Origin of the sequence: Pedobacter metabolipauper (genome assembly GCF_004362715.1) — a bacterium.
Lineage (GTDB): Bacteria > Bacteroidota > Bacteroidia > Sphingobacteriales > Sphingobacteriaceae > Pedobacter > Pedobacter metabolipauper.
In genome coordinates, this window is the sequence record NZ_SNYC01000007.1 from 252,830 (window position 1) to 273,731 (window position 20,902).

General features: G+C 40.0%; 18 protein-coding genes. 8 read left to right on the top strand and 10 right to left on the bottom strand.

Annotation, left to right across the window (positions count from 1 at the left end; genetic code table 11):
* Positions 1–52: 52 nt before the first annotated feature.
* Together ATK78_RS19815 and ATK78_RS19820 are read right to left on the bottom strand one after the other, a co-directional pair.
* Positions 53–2,371, bottom strand: a complete 2,319-nt coding sequence (locus ATK78_RS19815) for an ATP-dependent helicase (RefSeq protein ID WP_133577868.1) — start codon at positions 2,369–2,371, stop codon at positions 53–55.
* A gap of 361 nt (positions 2,372–2,732) precedes the next feature.
* A complete protein-coding gene (locus tag ATK78_RS19820) occupies positions 2,733–3,236 on the bottom strand; it encodes a DUF6169 family protein (protein WP_133577869.1) in 504 nt (167 codons plus the stop codon).
* Positions 3,237–3,715: 479 nt separating this feature from the next.
* On the opposite strand from ATK78_RS19820, the gene ATK78_RS19825 reads away from it, so the two are divergent.
* Both ATK78_RS19825 and ATK78_RS19830 read left to right on the top strand, forming a co-directional pair.
* A complete protein-coding gene (locus tag ATK78_RS19825) occupies positions 3,716–5,086 on the top strand; it encodes a dipeptidase (protein ID WP_133577870.1) in 1,371 nt (456 codons plus the stop codon).
* A gap of 141 nt (positions 5,087–5,227) precedes the next feature.
* Positions 5,228–6,070: a glycoside hydrolase family 25 protein gene (locus tag ATK78_RS19830; protein ID WP_243732582.1), complete on the top strand. Its 843-nt coding sequence runs from the start codon at positions 5,228–5,230 to the stop codon at positions 6,068–6,070.
* Between the two features lie 57 nt (positions 6,071–6,127).
* Here ATK78_RS19830 and ATK78_RS19835 read toward each other — a convergent pair whose 3' ends face one another.
* Entirely contained in the window at positions 6,128–7,228 is a 1,101-nt protein-coding gene (locus ATK78_RS19835; protein ID WP_133577871.1) for a mandelate racemase/muconate lactonizing enzyme family protein, read from the bottom strand.
* Positions 7,229–7,279: 51 nt separating this feature from the next.
* On the opposite strand from ATK78_RS19835, the gene ATK78_RS19840 reads away from it, so the two are divergent.
* On the top strand, positions 7,280–9,295 hold the full coding sequence (locus ATK78_RS19840; RefSeq protein WP_133577872.1) for a thioredoxin domain-containing protein: 2,016 nt from the start codon (positions 7,280–7,282) through the stop codon (positions 9,293–9,295).
* 7 nt (positions 9,296–9,302) lie between these two features.
* Complete coding sequence (locus ATK78_RS19845; protein ID WP_133577873.1) at positions 9,303–9,803, top strand: FKBP-type peptidyl-prolyl cis-trans isomerase; 501 nt, start codon at positions 9,303–9,305, stop codon at positions 9,801–9,803.
* A 66-nt stretch (positions 9,804–9,869) separates the two neighbouring features.
* Here the strand turns inward: ATK78_RS19845 and ATK78_RS19850 are convergent, their stop codons facing one another.
* From ATK78_RS19850 to ATK78_RS19875, 6 genes are all read right to left on the bottom strand, one after another.
* A complete protein-coding gene (locus tag ATK78_RS19850) occupies positions 9,870–10,304 on the bottom strand; it encodes a Fur family transcriptional regulator (RefSeq protein WP_133577874.1) in 435 nt (144 codons plus the stop codon).
* Positions 10,304–10,741, bottom strand: a complete 438-nt coding sequence (locus tag ATK78_RS19855; protein ID WP_133577875.1) for a hypothetical protein — start codon at positions 10,739–10,741, stop codon at positions 10,304–10,306. The genes ATK78_RS19850 and ATK78_RS19855 overlap by 1 nt, the downstream gene beginning before the upstream one ends.
* A 152-nt stretch (positions 10,742–10,893) precedes the next feature.
* The gene (locus ATK78_RS19860) at positions 10,894–12,081 is read right to left on the bottom strand and encodes an ABC transporter permease (protein WP_133577876.1); all 1,188 of its coding nucleotides are present in this window, start codon (positions 12,079–12,081) and stop codon (positions 10,894–10,896) included.
* Positions 12,078–12,707 carry an ABC transporter ATP-binding protein gene (locus ATK78_RS19865; RefSeq protein WP_133577877.1) on the bottom strand — a complete coding sequence of 210 codons (630 nt, stop codon included), beginning with the start codon at positions 12,705–12,707 and terminating at the stop codon, positions 12,078–12,080. Before ATK78_RS19865 ends, ATK78_RS19860 begins: the two co-directional genes overlap by 4 nt.
* A 217-nt stretch (positions 12,708–12,924) precedes the next feature.
* Positions 12,925–13,302, bottom strand: coding sequence for a MerC domain-containing protein (locus tag ATK78_RS19870; RefSeq protein WP_243732583.1), 378 nt, complete (start codon positions 13,300–13,302; stop codon positions 12,925–12,927).
* A gap of 466 nt (positions 13,303–13,768) precedes the next feature.
* Positions 13,769–15,391: an ABC-F family ATP-binding cassette domain-containing protein gene (locus ATK78_RS19875; protein ID WP_133577879.1), complete on the bottom strand. Its 1,623-nt coding sequence runs from the start codon at positions 15,389–15,391 to the stop codon at positions 13,769–13,771.
* A gap of 134 nt (positions 15,392–15,525) precedes the next feature.
* On the opposite strand from ATK78_RS19875, the gene ATK78_RS19880 reads away from it, so the two are divergent.
* The 3 genes from ATK78_RS19880 to ATK78_RS19890 all read left to right on the top strand — a co-directional run bounded on the left by ATK78_RS19880 (position 15,526) and on the right by ATK78_RS19890 (position 17,328).
* Complete coding sequence (locus tag ATK78_RS19880) at positions 15,526–16,089, top strand: hypothetical protein (RefSeq protein ID WP_133577880.1); 564 nt, start codon at positions 15,526–15,528, stop codon at positions 16,087–16,089.
* 204 nt (positions 16,090–16,293) lie between these two features.
* The gene (locus ATK78_RS19885) at positions 16,294–16,872 is read left to right on the top strand and encodes a nitroreductase family protein (RefSeq protein WP_133577881.1); all 579 of its coding nucleotides are present in this window, start codon (positions 16,294–16,296) and stop codon (positions 16,870–16,872) included.
* 3 nt (positions 16,873–16,875) lie between these two features.
* Positions 16,876–17,328, top strand: a complete 453-nt coding sequence (locus ATK78_RS19890; protein ID WP_133577882.1) for a 3-oxoacyl-ACP synthase — start codon at positions 16,876–16,878, stop codon at positions 17,326–17,328.
* A 10-nt stretch (positions 17,329–17,338) separates the two neighbouring features.
* Here the strand turns inward: ATK78_RS19890 and ATK78_RS19895 are convergent, their stop codons facing one another.
* On the bottom strand, positions 17,339–18,217 hold the full coding sequence (locus ATK78_RS19895; RefSeq protein WP_133577883.1) for a polysaccharide deacetylase family protein: 879 nt from the start codon (positions 18,215–18,217) through the stop codon (positions 17,339–17,341).
* A 130-nt stretch (positions 18,218–18,347) separates the two neighbouring features.
* Here ATK78_RS19895 and ATK78_RS19900 point away from each other — a divergent pair, with 130 nt between their 5' ends.
* Positions 18,348–20,852 carry a S9 family peptidase gene (locus tag ATK78_RS19900; protein WP_133577884.1) on the top strand — a complete coding sequence of 835 codons (2,505 nt, stop codon included), beginning with the start codon at positions 18,348–18,350 and terminating at the stop codon, positions 20,850–20,852.
* Positions 20,853–20,902 lie beyond the last annotated feature (50 nt).

Below are 20,902 nucleotides of genomic sequence, written 5' to 3' on the forward strand. Positions count from 1 at the left end.
TGATTGTGCTGTTATTGCGATTAAGCGTGTGCAGTTTCAACAAATATATGTCTTATTTAACAATTCGCAATTTAGCAAATTTTAATAACAACTGCTTATTACCCAATCCCTGGAAAAAAACCGTTGCTTTTACATCTGGTAAAGTGCCTTCGAGGCTTACAATCTTTCCAAAACCAAACTTTTCATGCTCAACATCCATTCCATTTTGAAATGCATTGGCCGGATCTGGTGCAAAACCTGGTGTAGGAACGTGTGCCTTTGGTAACAATGATGTGGTTTTAGGACGGGGCGGGGCACTGCTTGTACTTCCCGATCCTGAATTGCTGGACATAGATGGCTTTGGTTTACTAAAGCTATCGCGTTGTTGTGTCCAGGTTCTTCTCTCCTGATCAAAGCTATCATCACTTAAATTGCTCTTTGCCGGTTTTACGACTTCAATTTCCAAGTAACGGGCGTTGATCTCATTGATAAAGCGGCTGGGTTCACAGTTTGTCAGCGTTCCCCATCTGTACCTGGACGTAGAGTAGGTAAGGGTAAGTTTCTTTTCTGCCCTGGTAATGGCTACATAGAACAGACGGCGTTCTTCTTCCAGGTCTGTTCTGGAATTCAAGCTCATTTGCGAAGGGAACAGGTTTTCTTCCAGTCCAACAACGAAAACATTTTTAAACTCCAGGCCCTTTGCAGAGTGGATCGTCATTAGTGAAACCGTATCTTTTTCTTTATCGTCCTGTCTGTCGTCATTGGTTAACAGTGCAATATCCTGCATAAATATAGCCAGACTGCGGTCTTCTATATCTTCACGTTCTGCAAATTCTTTGATCCCGTTCAGAAGTTCCTGTATATTTTCATACCGGCTCCGGCCTTCAATGCTATCATCGGTATGCAGCTCTTTTAATATCCCGGAGTGTTGTGAGATGTATAATGCCGTTTCATAAGCATCCAGCTTTTTCGACTCTGCGGCAAAGCTTTGGATGAGCATGGCAAAATCATTTAACTGATTTGCAATCCGTCCTTCTATATACTGCTGCGGGTTACAGATGACCTGCCACATGGTAATGTCATGTTTATCTGCGGCAACTATAATTTTTTCTACCGTGGTATCACCCAAACCACGTCTGGGATAATTGATCACCCTTTTTATAGCTTCTTCATCACTAGGATTAAAGGTTAGCCTAAAATAGGCGATCAGATCTTTGATCTCTTTACGCTGATAAAATGAAAGACCGCCATAGATCTTATAGGGTACGTTCAGCTTTCTCAGTGCCTCTTCCATGGCCCTTGACTGGGCATTGGTTCTGTATAAGATGGCAAAATCATTGTGGTTATAACCTTTAGAGGTACGTTCCTGTATAATGGATTCTGCAACCAGCTTACCTTCTTCATTGTCTGTAAATGCACGCTGAACCTTAATCCGGTCGCCCGCTTCATTCTCAGAAAATACATTTTTTTTCAGCTGGTTCTTATTGTTTGCAATGATACTGTTGGCTACCTGTACTATGTTTTGTGTAGACCGGTAGTTCTGTTCTAATTTATATACTTTAAGGTCCGGATAATCGCGTTCAAAGTTCAGGATGTTCTGGATATTGGCACCCCTGAATGCGTAGATACTCTGTGCATCGTCACCCACCACACATATATTCTGATATGCAGCGGCCATCTTTTTAACGATGGTGTACTGTGAAAAGTTTGTATCCTGGTACTCATCTACCATCAGGTATTTAAATTTCTGCTGATATTTGTTCAACACATCCGGATGGTTTTTAAGCAAAACATTCGTTTTGAACAACAAGTCGTCAAAATCCATCGCTCCTGCTTTAAAGCAGCGCTTGGTATAGGTTTCGTAAATGCTTCCGAGAAGCGGGCGTTTATTCCCTGCATCCTCGGCCTGGATCTCTGCACTTTCCAGATATTCTGAATAAGATATCAGGTTATTTTTTGCGGAAGAGATCCTGTTGTACACAAAATTGGCATTGTACAATTTATCATCTAGCTGCATTTCCCTCAGGATAGACCGGATCAGGCTTTTACTATCGTCGGTATCGTAAATGGTAAAGTTTGACGGATAGCCTATTTTCTCTGCTTCTACCCTTAATATTTTTGCAAATACGGAGTGAAAAGTACCCATCCAGATATTTTTAGCTTCGGCTCCAACTACCTTCATGATCCGCTCACGCATATCCTTTGAAGCTTTATTGGTAAAGGTCAATACCAGGATATTAAAAGGATCTACACCTTTTTCAATTAAATATGCTACTCTGTAGGTAATTACGCGTGTTTTACCAGAACCAGCACCTGCAACAATCATTGCCGGTCCTTGTGTGTTCTCTACTGCTGCGCGCTGTTGTGGGTTTAAACCTGCTAAATAATCCAAAATCCGTTCCTGCTGTTTAATGGTGCTCTTGAAATTCTGTTCAATTTCTAATTTACAAAAGTAAGAAATTCTAAGTTTCTAATGGAATATGTTTATAAATACTAAGTCAATTACATCCAATCTTTTTCAGCAGTTGTACTTTGTGCATCTAATAGTTTACGGGGTGGTTAATGTGGAGATAATTTTCTTTTAAACAAGTTAGTTACTTGCCAACTTGTTACTTATGTTTGACTTGAGACAGATCAATCATGATTTGTAAAAAAGAAAATGATGAACAAGCCACAATGTTTTTTAATAGAGTGTGAGCAGGATTATAAATATTTAGCTAGACCGGATTGGAACTTCAGTTAAGTTGCCATTATTAATTATCTCCTATACGTTGAAAGGTGATTTTAATGGTGTATTTATATGCCCTTACAATGCGGTCCTTTAAAGGATTATTTAATGCAACTACCAGACAACTATACCAGTTTGCATCAAGATGGGTAACATGTGATATGTGCCGTTCATATATGTCACCTTCATTCTCTTCACTAAACCACCGACCAAATGTTATCCGTCTTGCTCGTTCCCGATCATCAGAGTTATCACATATATATATAAATGCACCATCTGGGTTATTGCCCATAAAATCTGAGTAGATCCTTAAAATGGTCTTTTTTGTTTTATTATCAAATCGGTGTTGTTGATTTGGTTCACGTCTGATGCAATTAAATCCAATGGAATAAATAGGTACAAAATCTTCTTCTTCGCCGTCAGGATCGAGCAAATAGTAAACTATTATATAGACATTATATTGATCACCGGAAGCGTTGACAAAATGATATCCCTGATCATCATCAGTTATATCATATAGGCTTGACAAAACTTATTTCTTTAAGAGTAGATAATGACTTACCTTCTTTAAGTGTTTCAGCAATACGTTTCTTATCCTCTATCATTTTGATGAAGGGATTAACGAAATTGGATATTCGTTTTTTTGAATCTGTATTTGACTTTACTTGTTTCACAATACAAATGTACTTAATATTTTGGATTAAAGCAAAATAAAATAATTCATATATTACTCTTATACAGTTAGATACCCTTGTGTGTTTTTGATATATCATGACAAGTTTAACGCTTTTTAAACTTGTTGGCTGTACGATTTTAAGTGCGATAGATAGTTAATGTTTTCAAGAATTAGAATTATTTGTCTAGTTTTATCCCCGTAATTTGAACATCTTTTTTTACAAAAATGTAGAATAGACTATTTAAGTAGTGGTGTTAGAGCTATAGATTAAATTTCGTTTTTTTACACATTATAAAAAAAATCTGTTTTAAATACCTTAGTAATCATTTGTTATGCAAGAGATCAAAAAATATGTAGAAGAAAACAAACAGCGTTTTTTAGATGAGCTGTTTGAATTGTTGCGTTTCCCATCGGTTAGCGCAGACCCGAAATATAAGGACGATGTGCTTAAAACTGCCGACTTTGTAGCTCAAAAGCTTAAAGATGCTGGTGCAGACCAGGTAGAAATTTGTGAAACGGCGGGATATCCCATCGTTTATGGCGAAAAGATCATCGATCCGGCATTGCCTACCGTATTGATCTATGGTCATTATGATGTTCAGCCTGCTGATCCGCTGGAGCTTTGGAAAACACCACCTTTTGAACCTACTGTTCGCGATGGTAAGATCTATGCCCGTGGTGCGTGTGATGATAAAGGGCAATTTTATATGCATGTAAAGGCTTTTGAACTCATGATGCAAACCAATACCCTGGCTTGTAATGTGAAATTCATGATTGAAGGTGAAGAGGAAGTTGGTTCTGCAAACCTGGGTATTTTTGTCAATGCAAATACAGAACGCTTAAAGGCAGACGTGGTATTGATCTCTGATACCTCGATGATCAGTATGGAAAACCCTTCTATTGAAACTGGATTACGTGGTTTAGCTTATATGGAGGTTGAAGTTGTTGGTCCTAACCGGGATCTGCACTCCGGTGTTTATGGTGGGGCTGTTGCCAATCCAATTACCATTTTATGTAAAATGATCGCTTCTCTGCACGATGAGAACAATCACATTACCATTCCTGCATTTTATGATAAAGTGACTGAACTGACTGACGGCGAAAAAGAAGCATTAAATGCTGCTCCTTTTGATCTGGAGGTGTATAAAAAAGATCTTGATATTGCCGCTGAGTGGGGAGAAAAGGGATATTCTACGTTAGAACGTACTGGTACAAGGCCTACATTGGAAGTAAATGGGATCTGGGGCGGTTATATTGGTGAGGGTGCTAAGACTGTGTTGCCTTCTAAAGCCAATGCTAAAATTTCCATGCGCCTTGTTCCGCATCAAAGCTCTGAAGAGATCTCTGAAATCTTCAGAAAGCATTTTGAAAGTATAGCTCCTGATTTTGTAAAAGTTAAGGTTACAGCACATCATGGCGGTGAACCAGTAGTTACGCCTACAGACAGCGTTGCCTATCGTGCTGCTGAACAAGCCATCGAAGAGTCTTTTGGTAAAAAGCCTATCCCTACGCGTGGCGGTGGAAGTATTCCAATTGTTGCTTTATTTGAAAGTGCCCTGGGTATTAAATCGGTATTGTTCGGATTTGGTTTGGATAGTGATGCATTGCACTCACCAAATGAAAAATATGACATTTTCAATTATTATAAAGGAATTGAAACGCTGCCATTGTTCCATAAATATTATGCTGAATTGAGTAAATAGTTACTTGTTTTTTGGTAAATTATTAAAAAAGTCAAAGTGTTTTATCGACATCCGGATTTTATTTCTAAATCCCCATAGATCAAAACACTTTGACTTTTTTATTTGGATGCATACCTGTCAACTTTGTATTTTTGTGATCACATGGCGCCAGCACCGAAACGAACACCAATCCCCAGAAAAACTTCTATACCCCGTAAAAAGCCCATTGCGAGGAAAAAACAGGTAAAACGTAAAGGTTTGCCAATGCAGGTGAAATTCCTGATTGCCGGGGTGTTGCTTGTGTTGCTGTCTCCGCTGTACTATGGTTATATTATAAAAGGTTTTACTTCTACCTGGCGTTGGGTTAAGGATTGGGGAGAAGATCCCAATTATAGAACTTACAGTAGTTTTGATATCCGCATCCCTAAAAATTACTCCATTCATGGTATTGATGTTTCCTATTACCAGGGTAAGATAGACTGGAAAAAGGTAAAGGCTATGAAAGAGGATGATGTAAAGATCAATTTTGCATTCATAAAGGCTACCGAAGGAATGTTCAATGTAGATCCTTATTTTCAGCGCAATTGGCGGGAGGCTCCTAAAGCTGGGATCATCTGTGGAGCTTACCATTATTTCCGGCCTAAGAAATCAGGAGCATGGCAAGCCAAATTCTTTCTGCAAACGGTTAAGTTTGAGGCTGGCGATCTTCCCCCTGTAGTTGACGTGGAAGAACTGAATGGTGTGCCGGCATCGAAAATGAGAATTGAGCTTAGAGATTTTGTCAGGCATATTGAAAAGAAAACAGGGGTAAAGCCGATCATTTATACCGGGCTATCCTTTTATAAAGACTACCTGCAGGGGCATTTTGAAGACTATCCGTTATGGATTGCACATTACTACCAATCAAAATTAAAGATAAGCAAGGCCACGAAATGGCATTTTTGGCAGCATTCTGATAAAGCTAAAATATCAGGAATTAATCATGTGGTTGATTTTAACGCTTAACGGCGACAGTTTAGCATTTGACCGAATGCTGATTCGATAATATGAATGATGAGATGCTTAATTAATTACCCATTTCTCACAGGTTTCCAGGAATTCAGGATCTGCGTCGGCTCCAATGCCTGGTTCGTCTGATATATCAATGATGTACCCATTATAACTAATTCCGCCTATTACCGGATCAATTAAATGTCCCAGCAGGCAAGAGTCCATATCAAAAAAGGTAACATTGGGACTGGCCAATGCAAAATGCATGCTTGCACTTAATGCAATCCTGCTTTCTAGCATTCCGCCCATCATGCATTTTGTTCCGGTTTGAAGTGCAACCTCGTGGATCTTTTGCGCTTCCAGTATTCCGCCAGATTTTGAAAATTTGATGTTCAGGTATTCACAGGAGTTGCTGTTGATCAGTTTACGTGCATCATGGTGGTTGTAGCAACTTTCATCGGCCATTATTTTTACCGGAGAATTTGCACACAGCTCGGGTAATCTGTCGTCATACCAGGTACGCATTGGCTGTTCACAAAATTGGATATCGTAGGGGGCTATCGCGCCGAGCGCAAATAAGGCTTCGTCAAAACTCCAGCCCTGGTTTGCATCCAGGCGAAGGATCATCTCCGGGCCAACGGCTTCCCTGATCCGGCGTACCCGTTCTACATCTTCATGTGCATCTTTACCGAGTTTGATCTTGATTAGATTACAGCCATTTGATTTAAACTTTATGGCTGTGGCAGCCATGTGATCCGGCGTATCAATACCTATAGTAATGTCTGTTTCTATACTTCGTTTTTGTCCGCCGAGATATCGATATAACGGCAATTTTTCATTTTTCGCTGCGATATCGAACAATGCAATATCAAATGCACTTTTTATGGTGCTGTTATGTGCAGCGTGGCCCAGTAAGTCGTTCATCCGTTCTGGAATGTCCAGCGGATCTTTTCCAATCAGGATCTTTGCAAAGTCTTTTGCCATAGCTATGCAAGTTTCCTGCGTTTCACCTACGATCATTGGAAATGCAGAACATTCTCCAACACCATGGATACCCGTATCGGTATAGATTCTAATGAGCACATTTTGAGCGAAATACATTGTTCCTGTTGCAATAACAAATGGCTCTATAGGTATACTAAACCGGTAAATTTCGATATGGGTGATCTTCATGGCACAAGGGTTGTACGGTAAAAGTACAACTTATCTTTTTATCTTTATACTATGAATACGGAACCTAACAGTTTAATTAAAGCCTCTTCTCCTTATTTATTGCAGCATGCCTATAATCCTGTAAACTGGTATGAATGGGGCCCTGAAGCTTTACAAAAAGCAAAAGATGAGAACAAGCTAATCCTCGTGAGCATTGGTTACTCTGCATGCCATTGGTGCCATGTGATGGAGCGCGAATCTTTCGAAAACTTCGAGGTAGCTGAGGTTATGAACCGTCATTTTATTTGTATTAAGGTTGACCGGGAAGAGCGGCCAGATATTGATCAGATCTATATGCTGGCTATACAACTGATGACCGGTAGCGGTGGATGGCCTTTAAATTGCATTTGCTTGCCCGATCAGCGGCCGGTTTATGGTGGTACTTACTTTAAAAAGGAAGATTGGATCAATGTTTTACTCAGTGTATCCGATCTATGGACCAATGAACCCGATAAAGCAAAACAATATGCAGACCGCCTTACTGAGGGGATTGACAATGCCGAGAAAATAGTCCCTGGGGTTACTGGTAAGACCTATACCAGGGAAAATCTAACAGAAATCATCGATCCCTGGAAACGATATTTTGATATGGCTGAAGGCGGATATAACCGGGCGCCCAAATTCCCGTTGCCCAATAACTGGCAGTTTATGCTGCGGTTTAGCCATTTGATGGAAGATGATGCAACCCATGTTTCGGCTTTAATGACGTTGGAAAAGATGGCCATGGGCGGTATTTATGATCATATAGGTGGTGGTTTTGCACGATATTCTGTGGATGGGAACTGGCATGTGCCTCACTTTGAGAAAATGTTATACGATAACGGTCAGCTGATCAGTTTATATGCTGAAGCTTTCCAATACACCAGGTCTTCATTATTTAAAGAAGTTGCTGAAGAGACGATAGCCTGGCTTGAAAGGGAGATGACTTCTCCGGAAGGTTTGTTTTACTCTGCGTTAGATGCAGACAGTGAAGGTGTTGAAGGTAAATTCTATGTGTGGGCTAAATCAGAGTTTGAGGCTGTTGTTGCAGAAGATGCAGATCTGCTGTTAGATTATTTTCATGTTACCGAACATGGTAACTGGGAGGAGGAAGAAACGAATATTCTGCTCAATAAGTTTAGTGAAGAGGAATATGCCGGGGTTAAAGGCATTACTGTTCTGGAGCTTCAGCAAAAAATAAGAACTGCTAAGGCTAAATTGCTGGAAGAACGCAGCAAAAGGATCAGACCCGGACTGGATGATAAATGCCTCACAGCCTGGAATGCTATGGCTATTAAAGGTCTTGCAGAAAGTGCGGTCCGTTTTGAAAATGAACATTATTACGATTTGGCTAAACGAGCAGCAGACTTTATTTTAAAGAACCTTGCCACTGCTGACGGTGGTCTATATCGGAACTTTAAAAATGGTAAAGCTTCTATAAGCGGATTTTTAGATGATTATGCGTTTTTTATTGATGCATTAATCGCACTTTATCAGTCAGATTTTGATGAGCAATGGCTGTTGGAGGCCAAACGGTTAACGGATTATGTGATCCTGAATTTTGAAGATCCGAATACTCCAATGTTCTTCTACACATCCGGTACAGGCGAGGCTTTAATTGCACGTAAGCATGAGATCATGGACAATGTGATTCCGTCTTCAAATTCTGCAATGGCCCAGAATTTAAATAAGCTGGGTCTTATTTTTGATAACGATAACTATATCAATAAGGCAGCAGCGATGCTTGCTGCAGTTTATCCTCAAATTAAGACCTATGGGTCTGCGTACTCAAACTGGGCCATTCAGCTGATGGATGAGATCTTCGGTATCAATGAAATTGCGATTACAGGAGCGGATATCAGCGATGCCAAAAGAGCGTTGAACAGGCATTACATTCCGAATAAAATTACCTTGTGGGGAACAAATTCTGATCTTCCTTTGTTAAAAGATAAGCAAAGCATTGAAACAAAAATCTATATTTGCCGAAATAAAGCATGCCAGTTGCCCGTATCTACGGTAGATGAAGCATTACAATTGATAACTAAATAACATCATAATGAGTATTAAACCCAATACAGTAGTATCATTAACGTACGAATTGCATACGACTAATGAAGAAGGACAGCAAGTTTTTGTAGAGAAAGCCGATGAAGAAAATGCATTAGTATTTCTATATGGTACAGGAATGATGCTTCCAAAATTTGAAGAACATTTGACCGGTTTAAATGTAGGTGATGAATATAGCTTTGAGCTTACTGCAGCTGATGGTTACGGTGAATTAGATCCGGGAGCTTATGCTGATTTGCCAAAAGATATGTTTAAAGAAGTGGAACTGCCTGCTGTAGGTGATGTTATTCCATTACAGGACAATCAAGGCAATCATTTCAGAGCTGGTGTTACCGCAATTGGTGAGGATACGGTTTCTGTAGATCTGAACCACCCTATGGCTGGTAAGAACTTAATATTTGCCGGTAAAATTTTAGCAGTACGTGAAGCTACCCAGGACGAATTAAGTCATGGTCATGCACATGGTGCTGATGGCCATTCTGGTCATTAATAATTACCGGATATAAAAAAAACCAATCTATAAGATTGGTTTTTTTTATATCCTATATTTTCGTTCTTAATTTTGAACTACTGATTTGACATTGCATTTTTCACAGATGCCATATGCGGTTGAAGTAACGCTGGATGCAGTAAAACCACCCGGCATTTTTATTCTCGGAACATTTACTTCCAGGCAGTAGATCTTTGAGCAGCTGGTACAGTTGAAATGTACATGCTCATCATGGTGGTGGTGTTCTGTACAAGCTGAAGAACATATCGCATAATTAGCCGTTCCGTTCAGATCCATGATCCGGTGTAAAATGCCTTTATCTTCGTAGATATTTAATATCCTGTAAAGGGTTACCCGGTCTATTTCTTTCCCTAATTTCTTTTCAAGTTCCGGCTGAGAGATTGCAAAAGGATCCAGCGCAATTTCTTCCAGTACCCGTACCCGTTGCTTCGTATGTTTTAAATCGTGTTCGCGGAGTATATTTATCGGATCCTGCTTCATTATATTGACTTTGCTGCTACTAATGATATTGGCGGATTATCCATTGCATTGCCAGCATTTAACTTTAATATTCCCTTAACGGTAACTGTTTGATAGGTAAACTTGATCGGTTCTGCCAATTCTACCAGCACCATGATCGGCACACCGTTCTTACCACAATAAAAACACTGGTTGATTGGGAGGGTAGACAGCATGAACTTGGTTTGTTTCATTCCGTCTTTGATCGGAACAATATAGCCTTCCAGTTCAAAAGTCTTATTGGCATGCTTCTTTATATTGTCGTTAAAAATGGCATACATCTCTACATCCTTAACAATTTTAAAGTCTACACTTCCAACAACATCCCAGTTGTCAGACATGATCTGATCATCAGGATTGTGCTGAGCTTTAACAGCAAAGCCTGTAAATAGTAAAAAGACAAAGATTATTTTTTTCATGTTTATCGTATTAATCGTTATTGTTAACCGGTTTTTTAAGAGTCTGTATCTGCGCTTTAGCTGACGTGCCTCACTTAATCATATCTCACAATCTTTCGTATTAAAGCTGGATTAAGAACTGATCTATCCTCAGTTTGCTTCGGCACTACCTGTTAGTTCTTAGATAAGATCTTTGAAATATTTGACCGGTAAGCCTGAATTCCAGGTATAACACTAGCAAATATACCAATTGCAAGGCCAGCAGCAAACAAATAAATTTCATCCCAAAGTAAAACTAGTCCGCTTAACCGTGCCTGACTGCTTTCCTGGTAGCTTCCTATAAACTGCAGTGCCAGGTGACCTAATGCAATTCCAGCTAAGGTACCAGCCAGGGTGAGCATGATGCCTTCTGCAATTACTATGACAAATAATTTACTTCTCGATGCACCCAGTGTCCGCATAATGGCCAGGTCGTAATTGCGCTCCTTGAGTGAATTGTAAAGGTTTACAAATACACTAATTGCAGCAATTAGCATGATCAGTACAGCAAACCACTGCAGGGTATCTATCCCCACGCCAATCAGAGAAAATAGCCGGGTGCTTTCCTGGGCAGGAGAGGCAGCCTGCATATTTGTAGATTCATTAACCATGCGGGGAAACAATACCACAGACATTGGCGACCGGTATTGGATCAGCAGTGAAGTAAGCTCTCTCGGTTCTTCATGATGGTGTTCACGTTCTCCGGGTTCTTCGTGCATACCCCAGATGCTTGATATATTGGTTAGGATCAGGTTATCGGTTACATTTCCCTGCGGAGCAAGAATGCCGGCAACACGGTACTGATGGTCTTTATGTACATCAGTACTTCCGGTAAGCCCGTGTGCCCCATAAAAGGTATCACCGATGTTTAATTTTTGTGTTGCAGCAACCGTAGATCCGATGGTAGTTTCGAAGTCGTCATGCCAGAATTTACCTTCACTGAGCGTCAGTTTATAGATGCCAACGAAATTGCTGTCTGTACCCACTATACGGATGCCATTGTAATTATCACCCAGAGCTAATGGAACGGCCTTTTTTACCAATGGATTGTGCGCCAATTCGGTAGCTTCTTTTAATGGTATGTTTCCTGTTGGAAAATCAATGTAGTATATACTGCTTAGTATCAGCTGCAGCGGACTCCCTTTTGCACCTACAACCAGGTCTATGTCTTTAGAGTTATTCTCCAGTTTATCGCTGATCTGTTTGGAGGCCAGTAATAAGATGGTCAATATGCCTGTGCCAAAGGCGATCAGCAAGATGTTCAACGCAGAAGATAATGGTTTAGACCATAAGCTTTTCCAGCTAATCTTTAAAGGACTCATGATAATTCGTAGGTATTTGTAAATGCATCCTTCACTCTTTTGTCGTGTGTGGCAACCACCAGTGTTGCCTGGTTTAAGCCCGATTGCTCCATCAAAAGCGATAGCACAGCTGCTGCATTCTGGTCGTCTAAACTTGAGGTGGGTTCGTCGGCAATCAGCAATGCTGGTTTATTGATCACTGCGCGGGCAATAGATACACGCTGCAACTGACCCTGACTCAGCTCACTGGGATAGGCATTTTTCTTATCTGCAATTCCCAATGAGGTTAAAACTTCATTTACACGAACAAGATCGGTAGGCAGCTTGGCAAAACTTTGCGCCATAACCAGGTTTTCAGATATCGTCAAACTCTTTATTAAATGGGGACGCTGAAAGATGATCCCGATGTTGCGGCCTCTAAACTGATCCAGCTTTTTTGACGATAAGCCATATATTGCAGTTTCATTGATCATTACATCACCTTGTTCCGGCTTTAATATACCGGTAAGAATATGGAGTAATGTCGTTTTTCCGCTACCCGATGCACCCAGAAGCAGCCATTGTTCCCCATCTTTGATCTGCCAGTCTTTAAACCCAATTCGATGTTGGTTACTATAGCTGTGAGAAACGGATTTTAATGAGATCATATGGGTTTCTTATTTTCTAATGTGGCTTTTCAGGTACTTTATATACAATGATTTACCATTAACCTGCTCGTGTTTACAACCCGGGTTAAGCACACTTATGCCTAATAATATCAGTCCAAAAATTAGCTTTTTGTTCATGTTAATCGGTTAGTTACAAAAGTAGTACATGCCATAATATTGCAGCTACCAATCCTGTAAAGTATTTGCTACTGTTGTGTTAATTTGTATGTGAACAATTACGGCTGTACCTCCAGTTGATCAGATGGGCTGCTGCAATGGTAAACCCGCCAAGCGGGATCAATACGGCTTCGAGATCTTCTGCCAGGTAATGCCCGGCCCCGATCAGTACAAACCCGGCAATGAGCACGATCAATGGTATTTTCTTTTTATGCTTTGGATAAGACACACTCAATGAATAAACGCCTATGGCCAGTGACAGACAAATCATAGTGATCTCTACCCAGCTGTCTGCAAGGAAACTTAATCCCAGCAATGGGAGGGTACCGATTAAAAAAGGCAAAGCGGCACAATGTATGGCACAGGCGATAGAGGCGGTCATGCCCAGCTGATCTAACTTCTCTGATTTTAAACTCATTTTCATGGATCTTTTTTATTGAATGCGGTTTCAAATACACATATGGTGTCTTATAGATTAGCCAACCGGTTAATCTGCCTGCAAATATAAAAGCAATATTGTTGCATTTGTAATAAAATGTGAAATAAGTTTACAACTTAATTGCATTTACTTGAAAAAAGAATACCTGTAGTGATGTTTAGCCGTTTTATGGGGCAGTATGGGCATTAATAATCATTTACAGAATGAATTTGCTGCTTACTGAATAGGAGATCGTAAATTATAAGAGAAAAGAGCGTTTTAACAATTCATTTGAAAAAGTACGTTGATTCGGCATCAATCTATAGATTGATAAATATAACTAAATGCATTAATGCAATAAAGTTGCAATTGATACATTTAGTTATATATTTGTACTTCATTATTTAGTTAAGCAGAAGGCACCTGCAACCGATCTCATCAATCTGTTGCGGTGCTTTCATTATTTTTAAGCATACATTTCTGCGCGTAGTTTTGCAATCTCTTCGCTGGTAATGTATTCATCGTAAGTCATCATTTTATCAATGGCTCCTTTAGGGGTAAGTTCAATGATCCTTGTTGCCACAGATTCTGTTAAGGCATGATCCCTTGATGTAAACAGGGCTGTTCCTTTGAAATCTTTAAGACCATTGTTTAGTGCCGTGATCGATTCCAGATCCAGGTGATTCGTTGGCTCATCAAACAGCAGCAGGTTGGCATGTTTAAGCATCATCTGAGAAAACATACACCTCATTTTTTCGCCCCCGGATAGGACTTTAACATTTTTCAGTACTTCTTCTCCGGAGAAAAGCATCCTGCCTAAGAAACTTCTTACAAATTGTTCATCCTGATCAGTACCTGAATACTCACGTAACCAATCAACCAGGTTTTCATCTTTCCCTTCGAAATAAACAGAATTGTCGTTCGGAATATCTGCCACGTTTATCGTTACCCCAAATTTAAATTCACCGGTATAGGTCTTTTCACGCCCTGTTAGCACATTATAGAATGCAGTTGTAGCCAGGCTGTTTTGTGAAAGCACCGCAACCTTATCTCCTTTATTGACCATGAAGCTAACGTTTTTAAACATCACTTCTCCATTAGAGGTGTTGGAAAGGTTTTCAACCTGCAAGATCTGATCTCCTGCTTCTCTGCCGAGGTTATTGAATAATATTGCCGGATATTTTCTGCTTGAAGCTTTAATTTCTGAAATGTCGATCTTATCTAAAGCTTTCTTACGCGATGTAGCCTGCTTTGATTTGGATGCATTTGCGCTAAAGCGCTGAATAAATTCCTGAAGTTCCTTAACTTTTTCTTCCAGTTTCTTATTCTGGTCACCACGCTGTTTTAAGGCCAGCTGACTGGATTCATACCAGAAGCTATAGTTACCGGAGTAAATACTCATTTTACTGAAATCGATATCAACAATATGGGTACATACCGCATCTAAAAAGTGCCTGTCGTGAGATACAACCAGTACAATACTCTGGTAATCTGCCAGGAAGTTCTCCAGCCACGCAATGGTATCGATATCCAAATCGTTGGTAGGCTCATCCAGCAGTAATATATCCGGGTTACCAAATAAGGCCTGGGCCAGTAATACCCGTACCTTCTGGTTACCATCCAGTTCTTTTAATAGTTTATAGTGATGTTCTTCTTTGATGCCCAGGTTGCTTAGCATGGTTGCGGCATTGCTCTCCATGTTCCAGCCATCCATTTCTGCAAAACGGTTCTCCAGTTCACCGGCACGCTCGCCATCTTTATCTGTAAAATCTTCCTTAAGATAAATGGCATCTTTCTCTTTCATGATGTCATACAATTCCTTGTGCCCCATCATGACTGTTTCTATAACTGTAAAATCATCAAATTCATAGTGATTTTGTTTTAGAACAGCCATTCTTTCACCAGGTGTAAAGGCCACGCTTCCTGTAGTTTGATTTACTTCACCCGACAGGATTTTTAAAAAGGTAGACTTACCGGCACCATTGGCGCCAATTACACCATAACAGTTGCCATGGGTAAACTTTAAGTTTACATCTTCAAATAAGGTGCGCTTTCCGTAACGGAGTGATAGGTTAGATACTGAAATCATATTGCTGAAAAATAAGCCGCAAAGGTAGTTATTATTTATAAAATGAATTAACAGGGAGATTTATTAGTTTTCTGTTTTAAATTTACAACTGTATATTTAATTACATAATATTTATACCCATAAAAAGATATGATTTGCAAAGAGATGAGCTAATAGCCCGGTTGGATGTTTCTATGGAGTTTCAGATGGTTGCGTATTTAACTGGTCTGATAGAAAACAGTAAACCTGATGTAAATGATTTGCTGGATCTTACCTTTCATCAAAAGAAGGAGGTCTGCTTTAGGGCTGCATGGATGCTGGAGCATATTATGGTTAACCATCCGCTGGATTTTTACGACCATGTGATCCGGTTCCTTGAATTGCTCCCCCAGCAAGAAAATCCTTCCGCAATGCGCCACTATGCTAAAATCGTAGCGCTGATGACTGCAAAAAAATCCAGCCTGCTGTATAAGGAAGTATTAACCAGGGTTGATCATATGCCAATTATTGAACTGCTTTTTACCTGGCTTATTGATCCGGATGTGCTTGTGGCAACCAAAGTTCATTGTATGCAGTCATTGGCAAATTTGGCTCCCGTTCATACCTGGATCAAGGACGAATTGCTGCAGACCATTGATTATATTCAGGATCTGGAAAGCGTTGCTTTTTTTGCAAGGGCAAAGATGGTAAAAAGGGAGTTGTTAAAAATTGACACCTAGAAACGCTGTCTGTAGTTGTATTGGGTAAAACTTTTACATAGCATCAACATATCAATGGCTTTTTAAGCCTGTTTGAGCGCATTTGAGAAACGCTTAACAATGTTTGAGTACGTTTAAATTCTATCTTTGCATTTTAGCTTAATCAAGCCATAAGGATTCGATAATGCTTTTAACAGGCACATTTATAAAATAAAGACAGATGAAATGGAACAGGATATAGATATTCTAAGTAAGATCATTAAACGAAGACGCAGTGTTTTTCCGGCGAGTTATACATCCGAAGAAGTACCTGTGCAAATTATTAAACAGATCATTGAAAGTGCGAATTATGCACCTACCCATAAATTAACGCAACCCTGGCGCTTTATCGTGTTTAGAAACGAAGGAAAGGTAAAGCTTGCTACTGAACTTGCCCGGTTATATAAGGAAACTGCACCTGCCCACTTGTTTCTTCAAAAAAAGTACGACAGCATTTTGGAGAAAGCAGAACAGGCGAGTTGCATCATTACTTTGAATGCACAATTACATCCGGATAAGCTTCCAGAGTGGGAAGAAATTGCCGCATTGGCATGCGCAGTACAAAATATGGCCCTTACTGCTGAGGCACTAAACGTTGGTGCTTACTGGAGTTCTCCGGGTATGGTTGCAGATTTGAAGGATTATCTTAACTTAGGGGAACGGGAAAAGTGTTTCGGTCTTTTTTATATGGGTTATCATCAGGAAAACCCACGCGAAGCCGCACGTACACCAATTGAGGATAAGATTAAATGGATAGAATCGTAATTTATGAAGCAAATTAAAGAAACTTTGTACCAGCTTTGTTTAAGTTTTATTGAGCAGAGAATTCAAACTGCGCAAACTGCCCTGGATCAGGCACGTGAAGCCAGTAATGACGATACCAAAAGCAGTGCTGGTGATAAGTATGAAACGAGCAGGGAAATGATGCAGCAGGATATTGACAGAAATAAACGGCTGCTGATTGATGCACAAGAGAACCTGAGACTGCTTAAGGCAGTTGGTACCAGTGATGACAACGACACGGTTACACATGGAAGTCTGGCCTATACCAACCAGGGAACATTCTATATCAGTGTGAGTGCCGGTCAGTTAAATGTAGATGGCAAGTCTATCTTTGCCATATCTCCTTCATCACCAATAGGCAAACTATTGCTGGATAAGAAAAAGGGAACGGCCTTTAATTTTAATGGTAAAGATTATAAGATTGAAAGTATAGTATAAAGAATAGCTTTTAAAAGCTATTCTTTATACTGTTACTTAGTGTTTTAGGACTCCAGTACCCACTTGCTATAATTCTTCTGATCGTAAATAACGGATCATTCTCATCACGCTTTGTAGATAGGATATATGCCGCTTTGAAACCTCGTTTCTTAAGCTCCGGAATTGCTTCTTTATTCCATAATCCAAAAGGATAGGCAAACTCAGTCATTTTCTTACCGGTAATTTCTTCAAGCTTCTTTGTTGGTTTATCCAATTGCTCTTCCCAATCTTTTCCCTGGTATTTTTTAACGTTCTTATGATCGTAAGTATGGCTTCCTATCACGTTGCCTTCATCAGACAGTTGTTTGATCTGTTCTTTGGTCATGTATTCTATTCTTCCTTTACGTCCGATAGAAACCGTCATGATAAAATAAACTGCCTTAAAACCATATTTTTTTAAGGTTGGTGCGGCTACGGTAAACTGGTCCATATCGGTATCATCGAATGTGAACATGATCGGTTTGCTTGGTAATGCTGCACCTGTATTTAAATACGCATAAAGCTGATCCGGTAAAATAGAGTGGTAGCCGCTGTCTGCAAGCATTTTAATCTGGTCTTTAAAGTTTTGCTCTTCTACAATGTAATCCTTGCCAACTTTTCCATCGGTTGCTTTCCAGTTCCGGATCTGATGGTAACATAAAATAGGTACTTGTTTGCGGGCAAGGATGGTTTTGGCATCCGCAACCTTAATGGTATTTACATCAATTGGTGCAGCCGGGGTTTCTTGTCCGGCAACTTGTGCCAATGTGTCTTTAGTGCTGGTTGTATCTGCACTTGTTTGAGATTTTGACTGGCACGCTGCGGTAAAGATTACTGCTGCTGCCAATACTGGTAGGAGATGTTGCTTCATTAATAAATATTTGCTGCAAAACTATACAATCAGATGAAATATTATTGCATTAACTATCATATTTATTACAAAAAAAACGGCTGCTCAGACGTATTAATCAATAATTTAGACCTTTTAATCAAAAGCATACATGAATAGACTTTACATTTTATTTTTATTGATTCTCTCTATCGGTTTTAATGCCAGCTCGCAAACAAAAACCTTTACGATCACAGAGGCCACAGTGGCTGGTCCGAAGGCTAATTATCAACTGGCATCCCGGTTTTCACCGAATAAGATCCGCAAAATGGTTTATTCTACGGCCATTGATCCGCACTGGTTAAAACTGAGTAACCGGTTTTGGTATGAATATGAAACGCCAAACGGTAAGGAATGGTATATTGTTGATCCTGTTGTAAAGAGCAAAAAGAAGATCTTTGACAATGCGTCGCTCGCTGCAGAGATCACCACAATTATCCGTGATCCCTTTGATGCACAGCACCTGCCTTTAGAAAATCTAAAGTTCTCCAGCGATGAGAAAAATATCAGCTTTGAGGTAAGAAGTACGGTTGATGAATTAAAGAAAGACCGTAAGGACAAAAAAGCTGCAGACTCACTTCAGAAAAAGGTATTCTACTTTAATTATGCACTTTCAAGTTCAGTACTTACAGAGGTTCCTAACTATTCTAAACCAAAAGCTAAACCAGGCTGGGGTTCGGTAGCACCGGATTCTTCTGCCATCATCTTCACCAAAAAATACAATTTGTACTGGATGGATAAAGAGAATTATAAAAAGGCAGTTAAGAATGAAGATGACAGCACCATTGTAGAGCATGAGCTAACCAAAGATGGGGTAAAATTCTATTCATACGGTAGTGACGGTGATGGTGAAAATAATGAAGATATACTTAAAAGTGACAAAAAGAGACGCCGGGCATTTGTGCTTTGGTCGCCGAACTCTAAATATTTTGTTTTAAACCGCACAGACTCCCGCAAGGTAAAAGACCTTTGGGTAATCAATAACATTACGGCTGGCAGACCAACCCTGGAAACCTATAAGTACCAGATGCCAGGTGAAACTGAGGCACCAATAGATGAGATGCTGCTGTTTGATTTTGGTGCAAAAACCTATAAAAAATTGAATACTGCTGCATTTAAAGATCAGAGTGTTTCTGCATGGTCTGCACCTTCATTGAATAAGGACCGCGACAATGAATTCCGCCCTGCTGTCTGGCTGGGTAACAACAGCAAGATTTATTTTTCACGTACCAGCAGGGATTTGAAAAGAGTAGACATCTGCACGGTAGACATCAATACGGGTACGGTTTCTCAACTGATCGATGAGCGTTTTAATACGTATGTAGAAATTGTACGTCCGGGACTTGTAAATGATGGTAAAGAGATCATTCACTGGTCTGAGCGCGATGGATGGGGTCATTTCTACCTGTTTGATGCGAATGGTAAACTAAAGAACCAGATTACCAAAGGTGCATTTCATACAGAAAGTATCGTGAATATTGATGAGAAGAACCGGATTCTATACTTTACGGCTAATGGAAGAGAAGCCAAAGAAGATCCTTACTACTACCATTTATACCGCATTAATTTTGACGGAACTGGGCTGAAGTTGCTAAATGCTGGTGATTTTGACCACGCTATAAATATGAATGATGAGGCTAAGTTCTTTGTCGATAACTATTCAAGAGTAAATACCGTTCCTAAATCAGTATTGATGGACAATACCGGTGCCGTGGTTATGAACCTGGAAACAACAGACCTTTCTCTTTTGATGGCTACTGGTTATAAGTTCCCTGAGCCTTTTAAAGTTAAGGCCGATGATGGAATTACCGATATCTATGGTGTGATGTACAAACCTTTTGATTTTGATCCGGCTAAAAAATATCCAATCATTGAATATGTATATCCTGGTCCGCAAACGGAAGCTGTAAATAAATCATTCAGTAAAAGTATGGACAGAACGGAGCGTCTGGCGCAGTTCGGTTATATTGTAATCACAGTAGGTAACCGTGGCGGAAACCCTGCACGTTCTAAATGGTACCATACTTTTGGTTATGGAAACCTTCGTGATTACGGATTAGCTGATAAAAAAGCGGCAATTGAACAGCTGGCTGACCGAAATAAATTCATTGATGCAAGCAGGGTAGGTATAACCGGGCATTCTGGTGGTGGCTTTATGTCTACCGCTGCGATGCTGGTTTATCCCGATTTCTTTAAAGCAGCGGTATCCAATGCCGGAAACCATGACAACAGCATTTACAATCGCTGGTGGAGCGAGAAGCACCACGGTGTAAAAGAGATCATTTCTGCAAAGGGTGATACCACCTTTAAATACAGCATCGATAAGAACCCTGACCTGGCTAAGAACCTTAAAGGTCATTTGATGCTGATGACCGGTGACATTGACAACAATGTTCACCCGGCAAATACCATTCGGGTAGCCAATGCATTGATGAAAGCCGGTAAAAGGTTTGAATTTGTTATTGTTCCCGGACAGCGGCATGGCTTTGGTGACCTTACCGAATATACGTTCTGGAAACTTGCTGATCACTTTAACAAATACCTGATCGGTGATTTCTCGCAATCCGATGAGGTAAGTATCCTCGAAATGGACCGGGAGATTGAACAAAAGAAATAATTAATCTGATCCTGAAACAGATTGCCATACCATGCCTCCAAAAGTTAAAT